This window comes from Paenibacillus sp. FSL R5-0517 (assembly GCF_037974355.1).
Taxonomy (GTDB): Bacteria; Bacillota; Bacilli; order Paenibacillales; family Paenibacillaceae; genus Paenibacillus.
In genome coordinates, this window is the sequence record NZ_CP150235.1 from 160,874 (window position 1) to 180,916 (window position 20,043).

Consider the following 20,043-nt stretch of genomic DNA (forward strand, 5'->3'; position numbering starts at 1 on the left):
TGAGGGTAGGAAATAACCTTTTAGATAAGGGATTATATAGGGGCTTCAACCCTCGGGAGGGCATTATGCAGCATTCGTTACGTATTTTTTCCGGTTCATCGAACCCTAAGCTGGCAGAACAAGTATGTGACAAGCTGGGTGTACAACTGGGCAAGATCAAGCTGTCCAGGTTCAAGAGCGGAGAAATATACGTTCATTATGAAGAAACGATCCGTAATTGTGATGTGTTTCTGGTACAGTCGTTGTCTCATCCGATCAATGAGCTGTTTGTCGAGCTGTTGGTGATGATTGATGCCGCAAAGAGGGCTTCAGCACGCACTGTGAACATCATTGTTCCGTATTATGGTTATGCGCGTCAAGAGCGTAAATCTGCTCCACGGGAGCCGATCTCGGCCAAGATGGTAGCCGATGTATTAACTACGGCTGGCGCCAATCGCGTGGTAACGATCGACCTGCACGCAGCGGCCATTCAGGGATTCTTCAACATTCCAGTTGATCACATGACATCGCTGGATCTGATTAGTGATTATCTGTTGAGCAAAGGTATTGAGAACCCTGTCGTTGTGTCCCCTGATGCGGGACGAGCATCAATGGCAGAGAAGCTGGCCAATCGTCTGGATTCCCCGTTTGCCATTATGATCAAGAAACGTCCAAGCCATAATGAATCCGTGATTACCCATGTCATTGGTGATGTAGAAGGACGGACCCCGATTATTATTGAGGATCTGATCGACACCGGAACAACCATTCTGAATGTGGTGGAAGGGTTGAAGGAACGCGGGTCCAAAAACGTATATGTATGTGCAACTCACGGATTGTTCTCCGATGGAGCAGTAAGTAAGTTGAATCACCCGTCAATTGAAGAGGTGGTAGTTACGGATTCGATCGCACTGCCAGATGACCACCCCGAATGCTTCAAAGTGTTACCTGTTGCGCCAATGCTGGCTCGCGCCGTACGCATTATTGTGGATGGTGGCTCCATGGCCACATTGTTTAAGGATTCTGGCATTTAGTGCATCGAGGATATAACGGTGTGCTGCCAGATGAAGTGTTCCGTGTCTGAGTTGTTGTCTGCTCAGCACGGTTTTTTTGTTTTGGCTCTTGGAATTCAATTCTTGCATTGCTGCTCCGAGGCATGTGCTATAATAACATAAAATCAGTTATGATAGCGTTATCATTATAGTATTCAGCCCTCAAGGTGAGATGGATGCTGAACAGTAGAACCACGGCTGAGAACATTGGCATCGTGGAGTGAGGAGTGGGGTCTATTGTCTCGTAATTGGTACTACCGGTTACTGTTCTCTTATTTCCCAATTTTTTTTCTTACGGTGACCATACTCATTTTCATCGCGTTTGTTTTCATCAATGACATCTCTAAAGAGGAAACAAAAAAAGCAGACCGGATCTCCTCCAGTTATATGATAGACACGGTGGATCGTACAATCAGGGGGATTGAACTATCCATTTTGGAAACGGTACAGAGTCAGCAGGCATACAGACTCTATTTTAGTAACAGAAACCAGAACAGCTCGGACACAGTGTATGCAATTGCACAGAGTTTACGGGAGCTAACGAATTCGTCCTCATGGATTCAATCCATCTATCTATATGACAAGCGAAATAAACATGTTCTGACCGTAAGTGGCTCCAGAGAAGCGGAAGGTTTCTCGGATAAGGCATGGATTGACCAGATGGGTACCGGTTCTATCGGTTCAGGGTGGCAACCTGTCCGGGAATTCGATACGGACTCTTCTCAACGTACCCCGATTCGCGTATTAACCGTGAACAAGGACATGCCTTTGCCTTTTGGCTCTCAGGGCACATTGGTCATTAATATCAAGATGAGCAGTATTGAACAGAGCGTAGATAGTATGGTTAATGGTCAGCTCTCATTCCTGACGATTACTGATCGGGAAGGTAAGGTTGTGTATAATGCACACTCGGACCAAGAGGGCTCGATAGATGGTCAGGAACTGAACAGGCTATCATTAGAAAGACTGGGATGGACCATATCCAGTGGAATCAAGGCCGGTAACTTATTTGGCTGGGTATCTGTCGTGTCTTATGTATGGGTAATCATTGCGATTGTGACGGTTATCTGTGCAATTGTGTATATCGTGTATATTACTCGTCGTAACTATAAGCCTATTCAGATCATCATGAACCGAATTGAGTCTCATCAGATTCGAGCGTTTGAACACTCGGGGGCTCGTACGGATGAGATGAAGATGATTGACGGTGTACTTGAGAATCTGATTAATCACATGATGGATTATGACAAGAAAAGCAGGGAAAATATACTCATGCAGCGCAGTAAGTTGTTCAATGCCTTATTGCACGGTGAACACATCGAAAATGCAGAAGAGCAATTAACAGAGCTCTCTCCACTGAATGACGTGCATGAATCGTCACGCTTTATCGTTGTTGTTGGAGAGATTAATCGTTATGAGAAGGGGTTCCAGGAGAGGTATACGAGAGGTGAACAAAATACGCTGAAGTTTGCCTTGATGAATGTTTTGCAAGAGCTGTCACGTAATACCGGAGTACAATGCTGGACGGAATGGATTAGTGTAGATCAAATTGCAATCCTTTTTGTGTTCAAAGAACAGAGTAATAACAACTTGGACATGTCTGGTCAGATTCGGGTTGTAGCTGAGGAATGCAAATCTTGGGTGGAACAAAATCTACGCATTTCCTTAAGCTTTGGCATTGGACCTATTGCTCAGGGAATCGGTGCGATACGAAGTTCTTATGCGGCAGCAGAAGCGGTAATGCAACGTAAACTTTTGATGAACGGAGATGTCGGCCAAGCCGACTGCGGTGAACCACAGCATCCTTTGCTGGATACCTATACTTATCTGCAGATGATTGCGGACTTTGTTAAGCGGTTCCGGATGTCGAGTGGACAGTGGCGGGAACAGTTGGAGGAGATCTTTACCGCATTTGAACAGAACAAATTGCCGGATGACGAGATTCGTTCTCTGATTCAAGCCATGTTACAGATGCTCAGCCGAGAGGTGGCTATGATGTCGGAAGGGCTTCAGGAGGAGCTGTCTGAAGAAAACATCAACAGATGGTTAAGCGCTGTGGAAGAGGCAGAGACGCTTACGGATGTGAAAAGTCTTTTGTTCGATGGTCTGACGGACTTGTTCCGAACGTATGTAGCGGTAACGGAAACCAAGAGTTACAAAGCCATGGTCAACGAAATGAAAAATTATATTGAAGAACAGTTTGCGAATCCTGATCTTTCCTTGAAACATCTGAGCGACCGATTCCAGATTACGGGCAAACATGCGAGTTATTTGTTCAAGACAGAATTCAACATGAAGTTTGTTGATTTTGTTACAGAGCTTCGCATGAAGGAGACGGAGCAGCTTCTGCTCAATACCGATTACTCTTTGCAGGATATTGCCCTGAAGGTTGGGTATGCGAATGGAATTACATTAGGACGTGTATTTAAACGGGTAACGGGTATCACACCAGGAGATTATCGTCGTTTGAAACGAGAACATCGAGAACCCGAAGAGTAACGCAATGATGATCTTATTCTGAGATCTATAGATCAGGATAGCACAGGGTGAATTTCATGCAGTCACTTTCCACCAGGAGAGCAGGCTTGCAGAGGTTCGCCCTGTTTTCGTTGAACAGCTCTCTGCTGGGAGAAATAAATTGATGCAACTGTTTTCGCAGGATAACAAGCTAATATTCCTGATTATCCCCCGTTTACGAATATAGGCAGTGTGTGAAAATGGTTTATCCGAATGGGGACAGGCAGTTCTGAGTCGTAAGGTGTTGAGAGCCATCAAAGCCTAGAGCAGCATAGCTTTGGGAAAATAATCAGTCTGCGAAAATAGGCGTAGCATATAAACCATAATCCGTTTGTAAGCGCTTCCGAAACTGGTTTATTGCTAGAGTCCGCGAAGATGTGGAATACTCGGAGCAAGCCTTAAACATTCACGCAAAGTAAAAGGGGATGACAAAATGATTGGAAAAGCAACCAAGGGGAGTAAGAAGAAATGGATGGGTCTGGCACTTACAATGGTAATGGGAGTGTCCTTACTTGCGGGGTGCTCGTCTGCATCAGACAAAGAATCAGCAGAAGGCGGGGCAACAACGAATGGTGAGCGTGTTACTTTGAAAGTGGAGGTTTTCGATCGTGGTAACAGTCCTTCTCCACATACGATCACTAACAACTATTTAACTAAATTTGTTCAAGAGAAATTCGGCGATCCGAATAACATTGATGTGCAATTCGTACCTGTTCAACGTTCAGAAGAAACAACGAAGCTCAACGTGTTAATGGCCAGCCCCAGCGACGTTCCAGATATTGTGTTTGTATACGACTCCAGTGTGTTCTACCGTTATGCTCAGCAAGGTGGTCTAACTGAAGTGGGTGAACTTCTTAATGAACATGCGCCTAACTTAAAAGAATATCTTGGCGAAGACCTATTGAAATTTGGTCAGCTTGAAGGTCAGCAATTCGCTATTCCGGGTAAACGTGCCATTACTTCCCGCTACAATTCTTATATCCGTCAGGATTGGCTCGACAAGGTTGGAATGAAGGCTCCAACGACAACAGATGAGCTTTATGAAACGCTGAAAGCGTTTAAAGAGAAAGATCCGGGTAATCTGGGCAGCAAAAACATCCCAATGGGTATGGCACTTGCCCCAGCCCAGTATGAAACATTGATTTACTCATTTATTAAACCCGTACAAGATGGACTTACGTACAGTCAGCGTTACGAGCTACCATTGCATGATGGGTTCAAAGATGCGATGCAGTTCCTTAACAAACTTTACAATGAAGGTCTGATCAGCAAAGACTTCAGTCTTGATGAAGAAAAAACGCAATTGGTCAAAGATTTCCAGAACGGTAATATCGGCTACATGTCTGAGGACGTAGGTCAGATTCTGTATGCAGATGGTATGCTTGATAATTTATCCAAAAATGTACCGGATAGCAAAGTTGTAGCAGTTGACGCTTACACCAACCCGAATGTGGACAATAAACACATCAAATCACGCTATGGTAGCAACGGTATGTACATCATGATTCCAAAAAGCAGCAAACGTTCGGTTGAAGCAGTGAAATACCTGGACTGGATGGCTTCTGGAACGAACTTGCTAGAGATAAACACAGGTGTCGAAGGTGAAAATTTCGATATGGTTGATGGTGTTCCAGTTGTTAAAGATGATGCACCACAGGATGTCAAAGATCGTGTCTACAACGGTGGTGACATGGCCATTATTGCTAACGGTAAAGTTGTTGGAGATCAGGCAGCCAATGAAGCCGCATGGATTGCAGGCTTCCCAGAACGTAACCAAGAGCTGATGAGACAGTCCATTGATATTGCTAATACGGATACGATCGGCCCGGTTATCTTCAGCAAACCAATCGAAGCAGAATCTAAATATGGTACAGCGCTAAATGATAAGTTGAAAGTGCTTATTGTGAAAACTGCGATGGCTAAACCGGCAGACTTCGAAGCGGTATATGAAAAAGAAATGAATGATTTCATGTCACTGGGTGGCACAGAACTGAAGAAAGAGCTTGAAGCAGCACTTCAGTAAGCGCTATTAAATAAACAGATTCATCTTCTAATTACTAAATAAATATGTAATTCACTGCATAACTTTGGAAGGAACGTGTGCCGCCAGTATGGGCGGCACAGCCGTTTCTTGTTGATAGGAGGAAACCGATTTGACCATCACATACTTGAAAAGGTATTGGCAATTATACGCGCTCATCTCACTGCCCCTGATCTACTTCTTGATCTTTCGTTACGGCCCAATGTACGGGGTTCAGATCGCTTTTAAGGATTTCAACTTGTTTCAGGGCATTAACGGGAGTGAGTGGATCGGTTTCGATGCTTTCCGTGAAGTATTTGGAATGCGGGACTTCTACACCACATTACGAAATACCTTCATGTTAAATTTCCTCGACTTGCTTGTTTCGTTCCCTGCTCCAATTTTATTGGCCATCATGCTCTATGAAGTTCGTTTTAAATGGTTTAAAAAACTATCGCAAACGATTCTATACATTCCTCACTTTATCTCCTGGGTTATCATTGGGGGGATTGTATACCAATTGTTCGGCAATCAATCCGGTATGGTTAACGGTGTATTGGAGAGTTTGGGCTTAAATTCAATACCATTTTTGACAGAAAAAAATCCATGGCTTGTGACATATCTGTTCACAGGTGTCTGGCAGAGTGCAGGATGGGGTACCATTCTATATTTGGCGGCATTAACTGGCGTGAACAAGGAATTGTTTGAGGCTGCAGAGATTGACGGAGCTTCAAGACTGAAGAGAATCTGGCATATTACGTTGCCAAGTATTAAACCAACCATTGTGACCTTGCTCATTCTTAATCTCGGACATATGGTCAGCATCGGTTTTGATCGGCCTTATATCATTGGTAATACGGCCGTGCGAGAATATTCCGATGTACTCAGTACCTTTGTATACAGAGTTGGTCTTGAATCAGGACAATACACGCTGGCAACTGTCGTTGGACTGTTCCAGGCAGTGGTAGGGCTCATATTCGTGCTAGGATCTAATTATATTTCAAAGAAAGCAACGGGTGAAGGTATTTTGTAGGTTGTAGATAAACGGAAGAGACGCCAATCGGCTTGTATGTATAGACCATCAGTAAAGGAGCTGTGCGCATATGAGTGAACGCACCTCAAATCGGATTTTTGATATCGTTAATATCTCCTTTATCAGTTTGTTTGTTATATTCTGTCTAGCTCCATTTTTGCATACCATTGCGATATCTCTAAGTTCTAACCGGGCTATTACTTCGGGAGAAGTGACCATTTTTCCTAAAGAATTTAACTGGAATGCGTATGTTCAAGTATTCTCTGATCAATCCATGCTATATTCACTGGGTTTTACGACTATTCTGACAGTGGTAACCACAGTGTTGTGCATGTTATTCACACTTGCTGCTGCATATCCGTTAACCAAGAAAAAATTGAAAGGGCGCAAGCTCTTCATGTATGTCATCATCATTACGATGTTCTTCAGTGGCGGGATGATTCCCGAGTATTTGCTCATTCGTGATCTCAATATGCTTAATTCAGTGTGGGCACTGATTCTGCCTGGACTGGTCAGCCCTTTTAACCTGATTATCCTGATCTCATTCTTCAGAGGTATTCCAGAAAGTCTGGAAGAATCAGCAGAAATTGACGGTAGCTCACATGTACACACGCTATTCAAAATCATACTCCCATTATCCATGCCTGTACTGGCCACATTAGCTCTATTCTATGCGGTTGGTCGCTGGAATGGATTCCAGGATTCCCTGTTGTATATTAATGATCCCAAGTTGTATCCGTTACAACTGAAGCTCTTCCAAATGGTTCAAAACAACATGGTGAGTGAGCTTACATTAATGGAAGGCGCTAACCGCACACCACTGACTCCGGAAAGTCTCAAGGCAGCTACAGTTGTTTTTGCAACGGTACCCATTCTGCTTGTTTATCCGTGGCTGCAAAAGTATTTTGTCAGCGGTGCGATGCTTGGCGCGGTAAAAGGTTGAGTTAAGGCTGGTGTAAAAGTTTAGCCAGAGGGAGGAGAAGGAAAACAGATGCAGCACATAGATAAGGGAATATATTCGTTCTCCACATGCTGGAATATCCGAAAACATGATGTCGGGGAAAATATGATTCGGGAGATTGCAGATCTCGGCTTTCGCCGGGTGGAGCTAAATTATAATGTAACGAAAGAGATGCTCACGACGATTGAGCCCATGATTGAGCGTGGAGAGATCGGAATTTCTAGTGTCCACAATACCTTTCCACATGACCCTGATCCCGATTATGGTACGGATTCCATCCTGCTCGGCTTCGAAGATGAAGTGAAACGTAAGCGGGCGATCGAATTGCTGGTAGAGTCGGCTGAATATGCCCAGCGTTATGGGGGAGAAGCTGTTGTTGTACACCCCGGAGAGGTACCTTTCCCTGAGGATATCAGCAAAGATCTTGGAAAGATCTATAACGAGGAAGGCCCGGATTCACCGAAGTATCGCAGCAAATGGGCGGAATTGATGGAGCGGCGGCAAGCTCTCAGTTCAGGGTATGTGGAGAAAATTATCGCCAGTCTGGATGAAGTGTGCAATCGGGCGGCAGCCAAAGGTCTGGATGTCCGTTTTGGCATCGAGACGAGATCCAGACCACAACAGATTCCTACCCTTGCTGAAGCCAAGACCATCATTACGGCCCTCAAAGGGGCCCCGGTTGGCATCTGGTACGATACAGGTCATGCCATCATGATGGATCGAATGGGCCTATATGACAGTGTGGGAGAAATGCAGGGGCTGATGGATGATATCGTAGGGGTGCATATTCATGAGACTCTCGGTCTCTCTGATCACTGGTGCCCGTATGTACACAGTAAGGATATGAATTTCTATGATGCCTATCTGCCGATGATCCGTCGTGCACAAGTGAAGGTGTATGAGTTGAAGTCTGCCTGTACGGCAGAAGAGATTCACGAGAGTCATGATTTGCTTATGAAGAAGCTTGGAGTGACAGAGTAGGCGTGGTGATGGGGGAAACAGTTGGCGTGTTCACAGCGTGTGTTCAACGACTTTTTCCTCAGTGACAAAGACCCGTAAATATGAAGTAAAACAAGCACGTATTTTCTAGCGACTTTAATCGGTATATGGTATATACTGACGAGAAAAAATGAACTCACCTACGGGCGGTGTGAGTATGCTTCCGTTCTGAATTGAAGGCGCTGAAGCAACATACTCCGCACATCGGGAGAATGCATTGGTATGGAGGGACTGCACATGTACAAACAGCTGGTGGAGAGTAATGACAGAGCGGTAGAAAGAGGCATATCCCGGCAGATGCTTGACCCTGAAAGCCGTTATTATGGAGGCACCATCGATCCCTATACAGGTGTTGCCTGGGTCAACCACACAACGGGAACGCCCACGGATATGTGTTACTGGGGGGCTGCGATCTCCAATCCGGACTCCATCTATTATCGGGATGAGGCGTTGTTAGATCGACTGCTGATAGCTACGGAATATGTACTCCGCTTCCAGCATGAAGATGGTTCAATATCTCCGGGCTGGACTAATTACCACTCCCCTCCAGACACTGCATTTGTCGTTGTGGGATATTCACAGTTGTATCAGTTACTTCAGCAACAGGAATGGGAGCCATTGCAACCTGTACTGACCAACATGAGGCTGTTTCTGGAACGCACGATTCCAACGATGCTTACAGGTGGTTGTCATACGCCGAATCATCGCTGGGTGCTATGCGCGGCGCTCGGTTTCCTGCATCAAATCTTTGGTCTGGAGGAAGCTGTGCAGCGCGCAGAGCAGTGGCTGGCAGAAGGCATGGATATTACACCCGATGGGGAGTGGACCGAACGAAGCAACGGAATATACAGCGCAGTTAGCGACATCATGTTAATTCATGCCGCGCGCCTGCTCAATCGTCCTGAACTGCTGGAACCGGTGAGGCTTAATCTCCGCATGATGGTGTACCTGGTGCATCCTTCAGGTGAGATTGTTACAGATTATTCAGGGCGACAGGATCTGGGCAGTGTTCATGATCTGTCACCCTATTACCTACCGTATGCCATTCTGGCGCGGTTGGATGGTGATCCACTCTTTGCGGGGATGGCAGCCTGGGCGGGAGATACATTGACTGATCCGGGAGGGTGCTCGGTGAATACACTCATTCGGTTAATGCTTGAGCCTGAGCTTCAGCATCCGGATGAGGAACGTGATGCATTACCGAAGCAATACGAAGTTATGCTGAATGAACATTTTGTACGGGGAGACTATCTGGGACAGATGGATTCAGCAGGGCATCACGGACGGATCTCTCACAGTCGGATGCATACGGATTTTGGTGCTCCGGTAGCCCGAATTCGGGATGGTGCTACTAGCGTGACCGTGATGACAGAAGTTCCTTCTTTCTTCGCGCTTCGTCATGGTGAGGTGCGTCTGCTGGCTGTGCAACTGGCTTCATACTTTAATCCGGGTTATGTCCCTATGCAGCACATGACCAGATTATCCGAAGGGTACCGTTTGACTGGTGAGCAGAAGAAAGGCTACTATGGTCCAGTTCCTGCGAATCTGTTACCGGAATCTGCTGCATCAGATATAAGTCCATGGTATTTGCTACCTCATCAGAATCGTCAGCTTACTCATGAGCAGACATTCCGTGTAGGCGCAGAAGTGCAACCAACTGAAAATGGATGGACCATGCATCTATCCGGGCAAGAACCGGAGGACATTATGATGCAGTTGTCCTTTGTATTCGGAAGCGAAGGTGAGTTGACCTGTGAGGACGCGATGGAAACAAGTGAGGGTCACTATTTGTGGAAAGGCGGTACGTTACGCTATACCTGCGGAGAAGACTGGCTGGAGATTACAGGGGGCGAACTTGGGCATCTGGCGGCAACGGTTCGTGAGGCCAAACTGCCGGACAAGTGCAAGGTTGTGCTGGTCAATTTCATGACACCGTTTGATAAAACCATTCATATTTCACTTTCGCCTTCGATGGCGTTGAGTAATGAGTCATAACTTTAGAAGACCGAGCCTGCGGGCTTGGTCTTCTTTTTTTACGAATGATTACGGCGAACCGTTCGTTACATCCCCAATGATGTGCTCAATCCATGGAACTTCATGAATTTTGATATTTCAGGATGCGTCTCATACTGTAAACTTGAACTATCATTGCAGTTGCTCCAACGCAGTGTCGATGGATTTGGTGAACAGAGGATTATCTTTGGTATTGCTCCAGTAGACGATAAGGGCATTTCCTTTCTCATATAGAAAGGGGAACGTTGTGAAATGGGCATTTTCCATGTGCTTATTGAATTCTTTGGTCCCGTTAATGCGATCTTTCTCTGAATTGAAAATATAGAAATGTAAAAATTCAGGGCTATAAGGCTCTTCTTCCACTGGTACTTCAACGGAGTACACCTCAGGCACAACATCATTTAATTTCAAAGGATACCCGGTTATACCAAAGGACACTAAATTCAAGTTTTGAGACTCAAGCGCTGTTACTACTTCATCAAGTGTAAAATGATTTTCATCATTTTTTATCTCTTCCGAACATCCATTCAAAGCAAATAAGCAGATTAAGATGAATATAAGTGGTTTAATTTTCGAGATCATCAATATAACATCTCCTAAAAAAATAATGATGTACCTTTATTTTTATAATTACACACGACATCCCGTGACCGACGGGATTGGACTAATGCAATACTGCAAAGAGATCTTGTGGCAAGTGAGTGATGGAGTCTCTAGGCAAAAAAGGTATCCTTTTAATAAACAACGCTCCAAGGTGATATGTTTCCTGCAAAATGGAATATCACTTTTCTTTTGCATTTTTTTCATAAACGACATGAAACTACATATTGAGAAGTGGGCCTTAAGATGTGGTATACTGGAGAGTATGAATGAAATGCAAAGAGGAGGTGCCTTGGAAGATGAAGGGCAAGCTAGTGCGGGCTGAGGGACACCTTGCCAATATTATACCGATTCACTTGGATGCTTCTTTCTTTTTTGAAAGAGCTGTCCGCTCGCTGGACCGTAATCATGTTGACAAGGCATTAAAATATTTTCGCAAAGCTGTTGAATACGAACCGGAAAATCCGGTAAATCATTGTAATATGGCGGGTATATTATCGGAGAAGGGGGATTACGAAGCCTCCAATGCCATCCTGGCTAACGTGCTGGAAGTGGTAGATCCGTCGATGACGGAATGTTATTTCTATATGGCGAACAATTATGCAAATATGGATCGGTTTGAGGAAGCCGAGCAAGCACTTGTTACCTATCTGGAGGAGGACACCCAGGGTCAGTTCATGACGGAGGCCGAAGAGATGATGGAGCTTCTGTACTATGAGCTGGATCGTCCGACCAAACTGAATCGAATCAAATCACGCAAAGGTGTAGTGGAGCACGATCAGGCACGGGAACTGTTGGAAGAAGGGAAATTTGCACAGGCTGCTGAATTGCTCGAAGGCATGTCTTCTGATTATCCTGATTACTTGGCTGCCCGTAACAATCTGGCACTCGCCTACTATTATATGGGTCTGTTTTCCAAAGCAAAAGAGACCATTGCCGAAGTGCTTGAACAGGAACCAGGTAATCTGCATGCACTCTGTAATCTGGCCATTTTCCATCAAAACGAGAACCGGGCCGATCAAGTGCTGCTTCTGATCAAAAAATTGCGGGTCATCGTGCCATTCCAGCACGAACAAGTCTACAAACTCGCGACAACGATGGGAATTCTGGGCCAACACGATACGGCTTATGTTCACTTCCGGCGTTTGCTCAAGGATGAAGAGACAGCTGCTGATCCGGCACTTGCTCATTATGCAGCAGTGGCGGCTTATAATACAGAACGTTATGATGCTGCTGAGCGTCTATGGCATCATGTGTCCAAGCTTGATCCGGGTTCCGAAGTATCCCGTTATTATCTGTCAGGTCTTGAAGCTGTAAAACAAGGCGAGCAAGAACCAGAGAAGCTAAGTTATCACTATCATCTGCCTTTCGACGAGCAGTTCAGACAGTGGGAGAACTATGGTAACGGCATTCCTGAAGAAATGAAGAATGATCCACTGATTCGGTCATCGTTCTTCTGGGCATTGCGGCATGGTGATCGGGCAACGAAGTTGCAGGTTATTCATGCGCTCGGAATGATCGGTGATTATGAGGTGCAGCAGGCTCTGCAATCCTTCATTGAAGAGCCGGGAGAAGAACAGGATCTGCTTGAGGCAGCACAAGCTGTACTGAACGGATTGAAATCGGCTGAACATGAGGAGGGGAATACTCAGGTGGTTCGTCCCTTTTCTCCTGTTGCCTTGAAGTCCATTGGGAAGGTTCAATCCACATCAGAACCATCGGACACTAGCTCGACCTCTCATTGGCAGGCTGTTGTTGATCGTGCATTACAGATGTCTGAAGCAAAGGCTGAGTTGCAGCAAGAGATGGAACGGCTCTGGACGGATTATGTATCCCGTGTACATCCAGAGGTTCCGGGCACGAAACAAATTGAGGGTTGGGCTGCTGGACTTGAATATTTGGCAGCGAAGAATCATAGTCGTCCCGTTACCTATCAAAGCATTGCTGAGCGGTATGGGATATCGGCATCAACGGTTAGCAAGTATGCTAAACAGATTCATGCGGTGTGTAACAGCAATCCACCACTTGTATAGAAAGTTGGCCCTCACTCGTTTTCAGAAAGACATCATGAGGTGAAGGATACAACAACCGGGAAAACGGGTAAACTTAACGAATGGGCCTTGTAAATGCCTGTAGGATATCATCTTGGCAAGTTCATCGCTAGTACAACACATTCTCACCTTAATTAAGGAGGCTGTATCTATATGTCTAAATACAGAACGATTGTGATCGGAACGGGACCTGCGGGTCTGACAGCAGCGATATATCTGGCTCGTGCTAATCTGAAACCACTGGTTATCGAAGGTCTTCAGCCGGGTGGTCAATTGACGACGACAACGGAAGTTGAGAATTTCCCCGGTTTCCCGCAAGGTATCATGGGTCCGGAACTGATGGACAACATGCGTAAGCAAGCTGAGCGTTTTGGAGCCGAATTCAAAAATGGTTGGGTGGAAGAAGTGGATTTCAGCAAACCGCCTTTCAAGGTCAAAGTTGGAGGAATCGGTGAACTGGAAGCTGAATCGATCATTATCTCCACAGGTGCTTCCGCTCGTTATCTCGGTATTCCGGGTGAGCAGGAAAATGTGGGACGTGGTGTAAGTACATGCGCGACATGTGACGGTTTCTTCTTCCGGGGCAAAAAAATCGTGGTTGTGGGCGGTGGTGACTCCGCCATGGAGGAAGCAAGCTTCCTGACTCGTTTTGCAACAGACGTCACATTGGTTCACCGTCGGGATGAGTTGCGTGCATCCAAGATTATGCAGGATCGGGCTCGCAGCAATGAGAAGGTGAAGTGGGCGCTGAACCGTACTCCACTCGAAGTCGTACCGGAAGCTATGGGTGTCAAAGGACTGAAGGTGCGCAACAATGAGACGGGGCAGGAAGAGTTGCTCGAAGCAGATGGCGTATTCGTTGCCATTGGTCACACGCCAAATACCGGATTTCTGGGTAATGCGATCACACTGGACGAACATGGCTATGTTGTGGTTAAACCAGGAACGACGGAGACCAATATACCGGGTGTATTTGCCTGTGGTGATGTTCAGGATACGAAGTATCGCCAAGCTATTACGGCTGCAGGATCCGGATGTATGGCCGCGATGGATTGTGAGAAGTTCCTTGAAGGAAGCATTATCCATGATTGGAGCGAAACGTTGGATAAATAAGCATGACATGCGTGAGGTTGGGCATATGCTAGGAATAAGAGACAACGGGAAGTCTCATGTAATGAGAGAAGCCGGAAGGCTTCTCTTTTTTTGAAACTACAGTGGGCATGAGTTCGTATACATATGGGGCATATTAGCTGTGAGGTGAAGATTTTGGGGGAAATGATAAAAGATTGGCTACAGAATGCGACAGTGAGACGATTTTTGATCCTGCTCTTGTTCTGTTTGGTTTTGTTCAGTATGGGGAGTATGCTGCACATGATTCTGCTGTTGTTCCTGGTGACGTATGTCATGAACAGATTACAGCATTTCATTACAGGTGGTTTGAATCGGTTGTTTCCGATCAATTATAAAGTTGTGGTCATTCTGCTCTATATGATTGTTATCGCAGTAATTGTGCTCGGTATCTCCAGATATTCACCACGGATCGTGGATCAGGTCGTTCAGTTAACGAACGAGATTATGAAATTTTTGGATAGTGCAGATGGAGATAATTTTGCTTCCAAGATTGCGGGTTACCTTCAGTCCTTCGATATCAAAAATTACACCAATGATGCATTGAAATATATTTTCGCTTTGAGCAAATGGTTGGAGTTTATTCTGCTCGTTATCATTCTGAGTCTGTTCTTCTTGTTGCAGAAGCAGGAGATATCCAAGTTCACGTCCAAGTTCAAAACAAGTAAAATTGGATGGTTCTATAATGAAGTAGCTTATCTGGGAGACAAGTTCGTCTCTTCTTTTGGTAAAGTCATTGAGGCACAGCTTCTGATTGCGGTGTTCAATACAGTGCTGACCATTCTGGGCTTATGGATTCTGGGTTTCCCATATCTGTTCGCGCTGACCATTCTGGTGTTCCTGCTCAGTCTGGTGCCCGTTGCGGGGGTTATCATCTCGCTGGTACCGCTCTGTCTGATTGGGTATCAGATGGGTGGACTGAAATTAAGCATTATTGTGATCATCATGATTATTGTAATTCATGCTTTGGAGACGTACTTCCTGAATCCAAAATTGATGGCGCACAAGACCAAATTGCCAATGTTCTACACCTTTATCGTACTGATTCTGTCGCAACACTTCCTGGGAATCTGGGGACTGATCATTGGTATTCCGATCTTTGTCTTCCTGCTCGATATTCTGGATGTGAACAAGATGGAGAAGACAGAAGAGCCGGTACGTGTGGAGTCGAAGTTGTGACGTATAGCTGAAGAACGGCTGAGTGCAATCCAATTGAAAAACATTGATTTTATAAAAGTAAGGCGCCTTCCATCTGTATCTGTGGAAGGCGCTTTTGTGTTGGCTGTGACGTCATTCAATGGTCCTCTGCGTGAGAATGACTGGTGGTTAGTGGAGTGAAATGGGACACCACGTTGAGGGGACGATGATCATCTTTTATGAATGGAACGAGGGGAGATGCAATATCATGAGTTGAGGCTTCCTCTGCTATCGAGGAAGGAACAAAGCGTGCGTTCATAAATGAAGGTGATGAGATTGTATACGTATTCATAAATGCTATGTGATGTGGTTCACAACCCTGTCAAAGCAAGATGTATCCGAGGTCTTATCGTCTTGACCCAGGCGTATCCTTCAATTATAGTTGGTACGTAGGACTTAAACTATTTTAGATAGATAAAGGTGGCTTGCAGCATGTCTGAGAAAATCTACGTTGGGGTCGATCTCGGCGGAACAGCAATCAAGGTCGGTATATGCGATGAACAAGGTCAGCTAATGCATACGTATGAAGGACCGACTGAAGTGGATAAGGGCGTAGACACGGTCATCGCCAACATCGAGAAGTATGTCCGACATATCGTAGCCGAATCACCATACAGTTGGGAACAGCTTGAGGGTGTGGGTGCTGGAGTGGCCGGTTTCACGAATGTACGCGAGGGAATTATCGTTCATGCCCCTAACATCGGATTTCGGAATGTGGCCATTCGTTCGATTCTGGAAGAACGTCTGGGCAAGCCAATCAAAATAGATAACGATGCAAACGTGGCAGCACTGGGTGAAGTATGGGCAGGAGCCGGCAAAGGCGTAGACAATTGTGTATGTTATACACTCGGTACAGGCGTCGGCGGAGGCTTGATCTTGAATGGTAACATCTATCAAGGCTTCTCCGGTATGGCGGGAGAGCTGGGTCATATCAGTGTAGTACCTGATCTGGAGGCCATCAAGTGCGGCTGTGGTAAAATGGGATGTGTAGAAACGGTATCGTCTGCAACGGGTATTATCCGTATGGCGAAGGATGCCGTAGAACGTGGTGATCATACGTCACTGGCACTCGTCGACAAGATTGCAGCCAAGGAAGTATTCGATGCTGCTAAGGCAGGCGATGAAGTAGCACAGCGTATTGTAAACCGTGCAGCATTCTACCTGGGCAAGTCCATGGCGACTGTAGCGGCTGTCATTAACCCGGAGATGTTCATCATTGGTGGCGGTGTGTCCAAAGCGGGCAATTTCTTGTTCGATGAAATACGTACCGTATTTGCTAAGCTGACACCGGAACCGTTGCAAGATGGGGTTCAGATTCTGGAAGCTACACTTGGGAATAATGCAGGTATTGTGGGTGCGGCAGGTCTTCTCTTGCGTTCCTAGTAACCTCGTAACAATATATGAAGACAGCAATATGATAAGGAGGGGACATTTATGCTTGAAGGTGAAGGCTCACCAGGCACAGGCGCCACGCTCATTATCATTACGGGCATGTCCGGGGCAGGTAAAACCATTGCAGTACAAAGCCTGGAGGATCTGGGTTTCTTCTGTGTGGATAATCTGCCACCGGTATTGATTCCGAAATTTGCGGAACTAATTGAACAGTCTAACGGCAAGATTGGTAAGGTTGCATTGGTTATCGATCTGCGCGGGCGTGAATTCTTTACGGCTCTGTCCGAGTCTTTGAACTATATTAAAGATCATTTTACCATTCATTGCGAAATTTTATTCTTGGATGCTACAGATTCTGTGCTTGTTCAGCGTTATAAAGAAAGCAGGCGCAGACATCCTCTGGCTCCTGAGGGCATGCCGCTGGACGGCATCCGACTGGAACGCAAGATGTTGGAGGAACTCAAAAACTCCGCTACTCAGGTACTGAATACAAGTACAATGAAGCCTGCCCAACTGAAAGAACGCATCATATCCCGCTTTTCTCATCTGGAAAGCCAAATGCTGTCAGTGAATATTACGTCGTTCGGATTCAAATATGGCATTCCAATTGATGCTGATCTGGTGTTTGATGTACGTTTTTTACCGAATCCGCATTATATTGATCATTTACGACCGAATACGGGACAGAATAGTGATGTGTACGAATATGTTATGAAGTGGCCAGAGACTCAGGCGTTTCTGACCAAGCTGCTGGATATGCTGCATTTCCTGATTCCGCAATACCGGAAGGAAGGCAAAAGCCAGGTTATTATTGGAATCGGCTGTACCGGAGGCAAGCATCGTTCGGTAGCGATATCGGAATATTTGGGCAAGATGTTGGGAAGCAGCGAGACAGAAGCTGTCACCGTAAGCCATCGCGACGCCGACCGGGACCGTCATTGAAGAGGGTGAAGGGATGAAAGAGGCCGGACCACGAAGAGAACGTCCGAGAATAGTTGTAATGGGCGGCGGAACCGGATTATCCGTGATGTTACGAGGTTTGAAAGAGAAGCCGCTGGATATCACGGCCATCGTCACGGTTGCAGATGACGGTGGAAGTTCAGGCATCCTGCGCAATGAGCTACAGATGCCGCCTCCGGGCGACATTCGCAACGTGCTTACGGCACTGGCTGATGTAGAACCATTGCTTTCAGATATGTTGAAGTACCGTTTCAATACAGGCGCGGGGCTTGCAGGCCACAGCTTGGGAAATTTGATTTTGGCTGCAATGACGGATATTTCGGGCGACTTTGTGACCGCAGTGCGGGAGCTTAGCCGCGTGTTTGCCGTTCGAGGTGAGGTATTGCCAGCAGCCGGGCAGGCCGTTGTGTTGCATGCCGAGATGGAAGATGGCACAATTATTACAGGTGAGTCCAAAATCCCTGAGGCAGGCGGACGCATCAAACGTGTTTTCCTTGAACCGGATCACGTGGAGCCGTTGCCAGAGGCAGTAGAGGCTATTCGTCAAGCTGACGCCATTCTGATCGGGCCAGGCAGCCTATATACAAGCATTCTTCCCAATCTGCTTGTACCTAAGCTTGCAGAAGCTGTGGTAGAGGCTGATGCGGTGAAGATGTTTATCTGTAATGTTATGACACAGCCGGGAGAAACGGATAACTATACGGTAAGTGACCACCTTAAGGCGGTACACGAGCATATAGGTCATCAGCTCTTCGACTATGTTATCGTAAATAATGGTGATATTCCGCTGCAAGTGCAGAATAAGTATGCGGAAAAAGGAGCAAAACCGGTTGTACTGGATATGAACGTACTCGAAAGTGCCGGCTATCAGGTGGTTGCAGATACCCTTGTTCTGTTCAAGACTTATCTGCGTCATGATGCCGACAAGTTAAGTCATCACATCTACCAGCTGGTACAAAATTGGATGTTACGGAAGAGGTGAAGTCCCATGTCGTTTGCAGCACAGACCAAAAAAGAGTTAACCATGATCGAGAGCGAACCGTGCTGCGAAAAGGCGGAACTTTCAGCCCTCATCCGTATGCTTGGTGCAGTGCAGTTATCGAATAAAAAAGTGATCTTGGATATTTCGACGGAGAATGCCGCCATTGCAAGACGGGCATACTCTCTGCTTAAAAAGCATTTTCAAGTGCATACGGAATTACTGGTCCGCAAAAAAATGCGGCTGAAAAAGAACAATGTATATATTGTTCGTATTCCAACTATGGTACAGGAGATTCTCAAGAGTCTTCATATTGTATCGGAAGGTTTTCTGTTTACACCAGGGATTAATACGGAGTTGTTTCAGCAGAACTGTTGTAAACGGGCCTATCTTCGCGGTGCATTTCTGGCCGGTGGATCGGTTAATAATCCGGAAGGCTCCTCGTACCATCTGGAGATTGCGTCCATGTATGAGGAGCACTGTCAGGCACTCGTTGATCTCGCCAATGAATTTCATCTGAATGCCCGGTGTATAGAACGGAAAAAAGGATTCATCCTATACATTAAGGAAGGCGAGAAAATCATTGAGCTGCTCAGCATCATTGGTGCTCATCAGGCCTTGTTCAAGTTTGAAGATGTACGGATTATGCGAGACATGCGTAACTCCGTTAACCGGATTGTCAATTGTGAAACTGCCAACCTGAATAAAACCATTGGAGCGGCTGTAAGACAAATCGATAATATCCGTTTGTTGCAAAAAGAAGTTGGTCTGGAGTCACTGCCTGAGAAACTTCGCGAGGTGGCGGAGGTTCGACTGGCTCATCCAGATATCAATTTGAAGGAAGTGGGCGAACTCCTTAAAGGTACAGTTAGCAAGTCTGGAGTAAACCATCGGCTTCGTAAAATTGATGAGCTGGCTGAGAAAGTGCGCACAGAACGTTATGGTTAAGACGTCGTAGGGTAAGTAACAAAGTCGGCTGTTTCTACTGAACAGAAACGGTCGGGAAGGTCAGCCGTTAAGGATCTGGGAGAACTCACTTAGGTCATTGAATGCGCTCTGCAAAAGATGAAATAGGGCAAGATAATGTCCTAGAAAAGACCCTGAGTTTTTTCTTCTAGTGTCCTGCACGGGTTAATGGTATAATGTTGTATAAATATAATTG

The 20,043-nt window shown here is 45.9% G+C and carries 15 protein-coding genes; 14 read left to right on the top strand and 1 reads right to left on the bottom strand.

Annotated features, from left to right (window positions below):
- The first annotated feature begins 65 nt into the window (after window positions 1-65).
- The 7 genes from MKX40_RS00810 to MKX40_RS00840 all read left to right on the top strand — a co-directional run bounded on the left by MKX40_RS00810 (window position 66) and on the right by MKX40_RS00840 (window position 10,556).
- Entirely contained in the window at window positions 66-1,013 is a 948-nt protein-coding gene (locus MKX40_RS00810; RefSeq protein WP_036616184.1) for a ribose-phosphate pyrophosphokinase, read from the top strand.
- A 255-nt stretch (window positions 1,014-1,268) separates the two neighbouring features.
- Entirely contained in the window at window positions 1,269-3,530 is a 2,262-nt protein-coding gene (locus MKX40_RS00815; protein ID WP_339239006.1) for a helix-turn-helix domain-containing protein, read from the top strand.
- 451 nt (window positions 3,531-3,981) lie between these two features.
- Window positions 3,982-5,571 (top strand): extracellular solute-binding protein, encoded by a 1,590-nt coding sequence (locus MKX40_RS00820; protein WP_339239007.1) that lies wholly within the window; start codon window positions 3,982-3,984, stop codon window positions 5,569-5,571.
- A 130-nt stretch (window positions 5,572-5,701) separates the two neighbouring features.
- Window positions 5,702-6,601, top strand: coding sequence for an ABC transporter permease subunit (locus MKX40_RS00825; RefSeq protein ID WP_339239008.1), 900 nt, complete (start codon window positions 5,702-5,704; stop codon window positions 6,599-6,601).
- A 70-nt stretch (window positions 6,602-6,671) separates the two neighbouring features.
- Entirely contained in the window at window positions 6,672-7,544 is an 873-nt protein-coding gene (locus MKX40_RS00830; RefSeq protein ID WP_339239009.1) for a carbohydrate ABC transporter permease, read from the top strand.
- A 48-nt stretch (window positions 7,545-7,592) separates the two neighbouring features.
- The gene (locus MKX40_RS00835; RefSeq protein WP_339239010.1) at window positions 7,593-8,543 is read left to right on the top strand and encodes a TIM barrel protein; all 951 of its coding nucleotides are present in this window, start codon (window positions 7,593-7,595) and stop codon (window positions 8,541-8,543) included.
- A 255-nt stretch (window positions 8,544-8,798) separates the two neighbouring features.
- A complete protein-coding gene (locus MKX40_RS00840) occupies window positions 8,799-10,556 on the top strand; it encodes a hypothetical protein (protein ID WP_339239011.1) in 1,758 nt (585 codons plus the stop codon).
- A gap of 150 nt (window positions 10,557-10,706) precedes the next feature.
- On the opposite strand, the gene MKX40_RS00845 is transcribed toward MKX40_RS00840, so the two are convergent.
- Window positions 10,707-11,156 carry a hypothetical protein gene (locus MKX40_RS00845; protein ID WP_339239012.1) on the bottom strand — a complete coding sequence of 150 codons (450 nt, stop codon included), beginning with the start codon at window positions 11,154-11,156 and terminating at the stop codon, window positions 10,707-10,709.
- 317 nt (window positions 11,157-11,473) lie between these two features.
- Here MKX40_RS00845 and MKX40_RS00850 point away from each other — a divergent pair, with 317 nt between their 5' ends.
- From MKX40_RS00850 to whiA, 7 genes are all read left to right on the top strand, one after another.
- Window positions 11,474-13,207, top strand: coding sequence for a tetratricopeptide repeat protein (locus MKX40_RS00850; protein WP_339239013.1), 1,734 nt, complete (start codon window positions 11,474-11,476; stop codon window positions 13,205-13,207).
- Window positions 13,208-13,378: 171 nt separating this feature from the next.
- Window positions 13,379-14,338: a thioredoxin-disulfide reductase gene (gene trxB, locus MKX40_RS00855; protein ID WP_339239014.1), complete on the top strand. Its 960-nt coding sequence runs from the start codon at window positions 13,379-13,381 to the stop codon at window positions 14,336-14,338.
- A gap of 162 nt (window positions 14,339-14,500) precedes the next feature.
- On the top strand, window positions 14,501-15,532 hold the full coding sequence (locus tag MKX40_RS00860; protein WP_124118318.1) for an AI-2E family transporter: 1,032 nt from the start codon (window positions 14,501-14,503) through the stop codon (window positions 15,530-15,532).
- 450 nt (window positions 15,533-15,982) lie between these two features.
- The gene (locus tag MKX40_RS00865) at window positions 15,983-16,933 is read left to right on the top strand and encodes an ROK family glucokinase (protein WP_017691252.1); all 951 of its coding nucleotides are present in this window, start codon (window positions 15,983-15,985) and stop codon (window positions 16,931-16,933) included.
- 51 nt (window positions 16,934-16,984) lie between these two features.
- Window positions 16,985-17,884: an RNase adapter RapZ gene (rapZ, locus tag MKX40_RS00870; protein WP_017691251.1), complete on the top strand. Its 900-nt coding sequence runs from the start codon at window positions 16,985-16,987 to the stop codon at window positions 17,882-17,884.
- Window positions 17,885-17,897: 13 nt separating this feature from the next.
- Window positions 17,898-18,884, top strand: a complete 987-nt coding sequence (locus MKX40_RS00875) for a YvcK family protein (protein ID WP_017691250.1) — start codon at window positions 17,898-17,900, stop codon at window positions 18,882-18,884.
- Between the two features lie 6 nt (window positions 18,885-18,890).
- Entirely contained in the window at window positions 18,891-19,829 is a 939-nt protein-coding gene (whiA, locus tag MKX40_RS00880) for a DNA-binding protein WhiA (RefSeq protein ID WP_253429043.1), read from the top strand.
- Window positions 19,830-20,043: the final 214 nt, after the last annotated feature.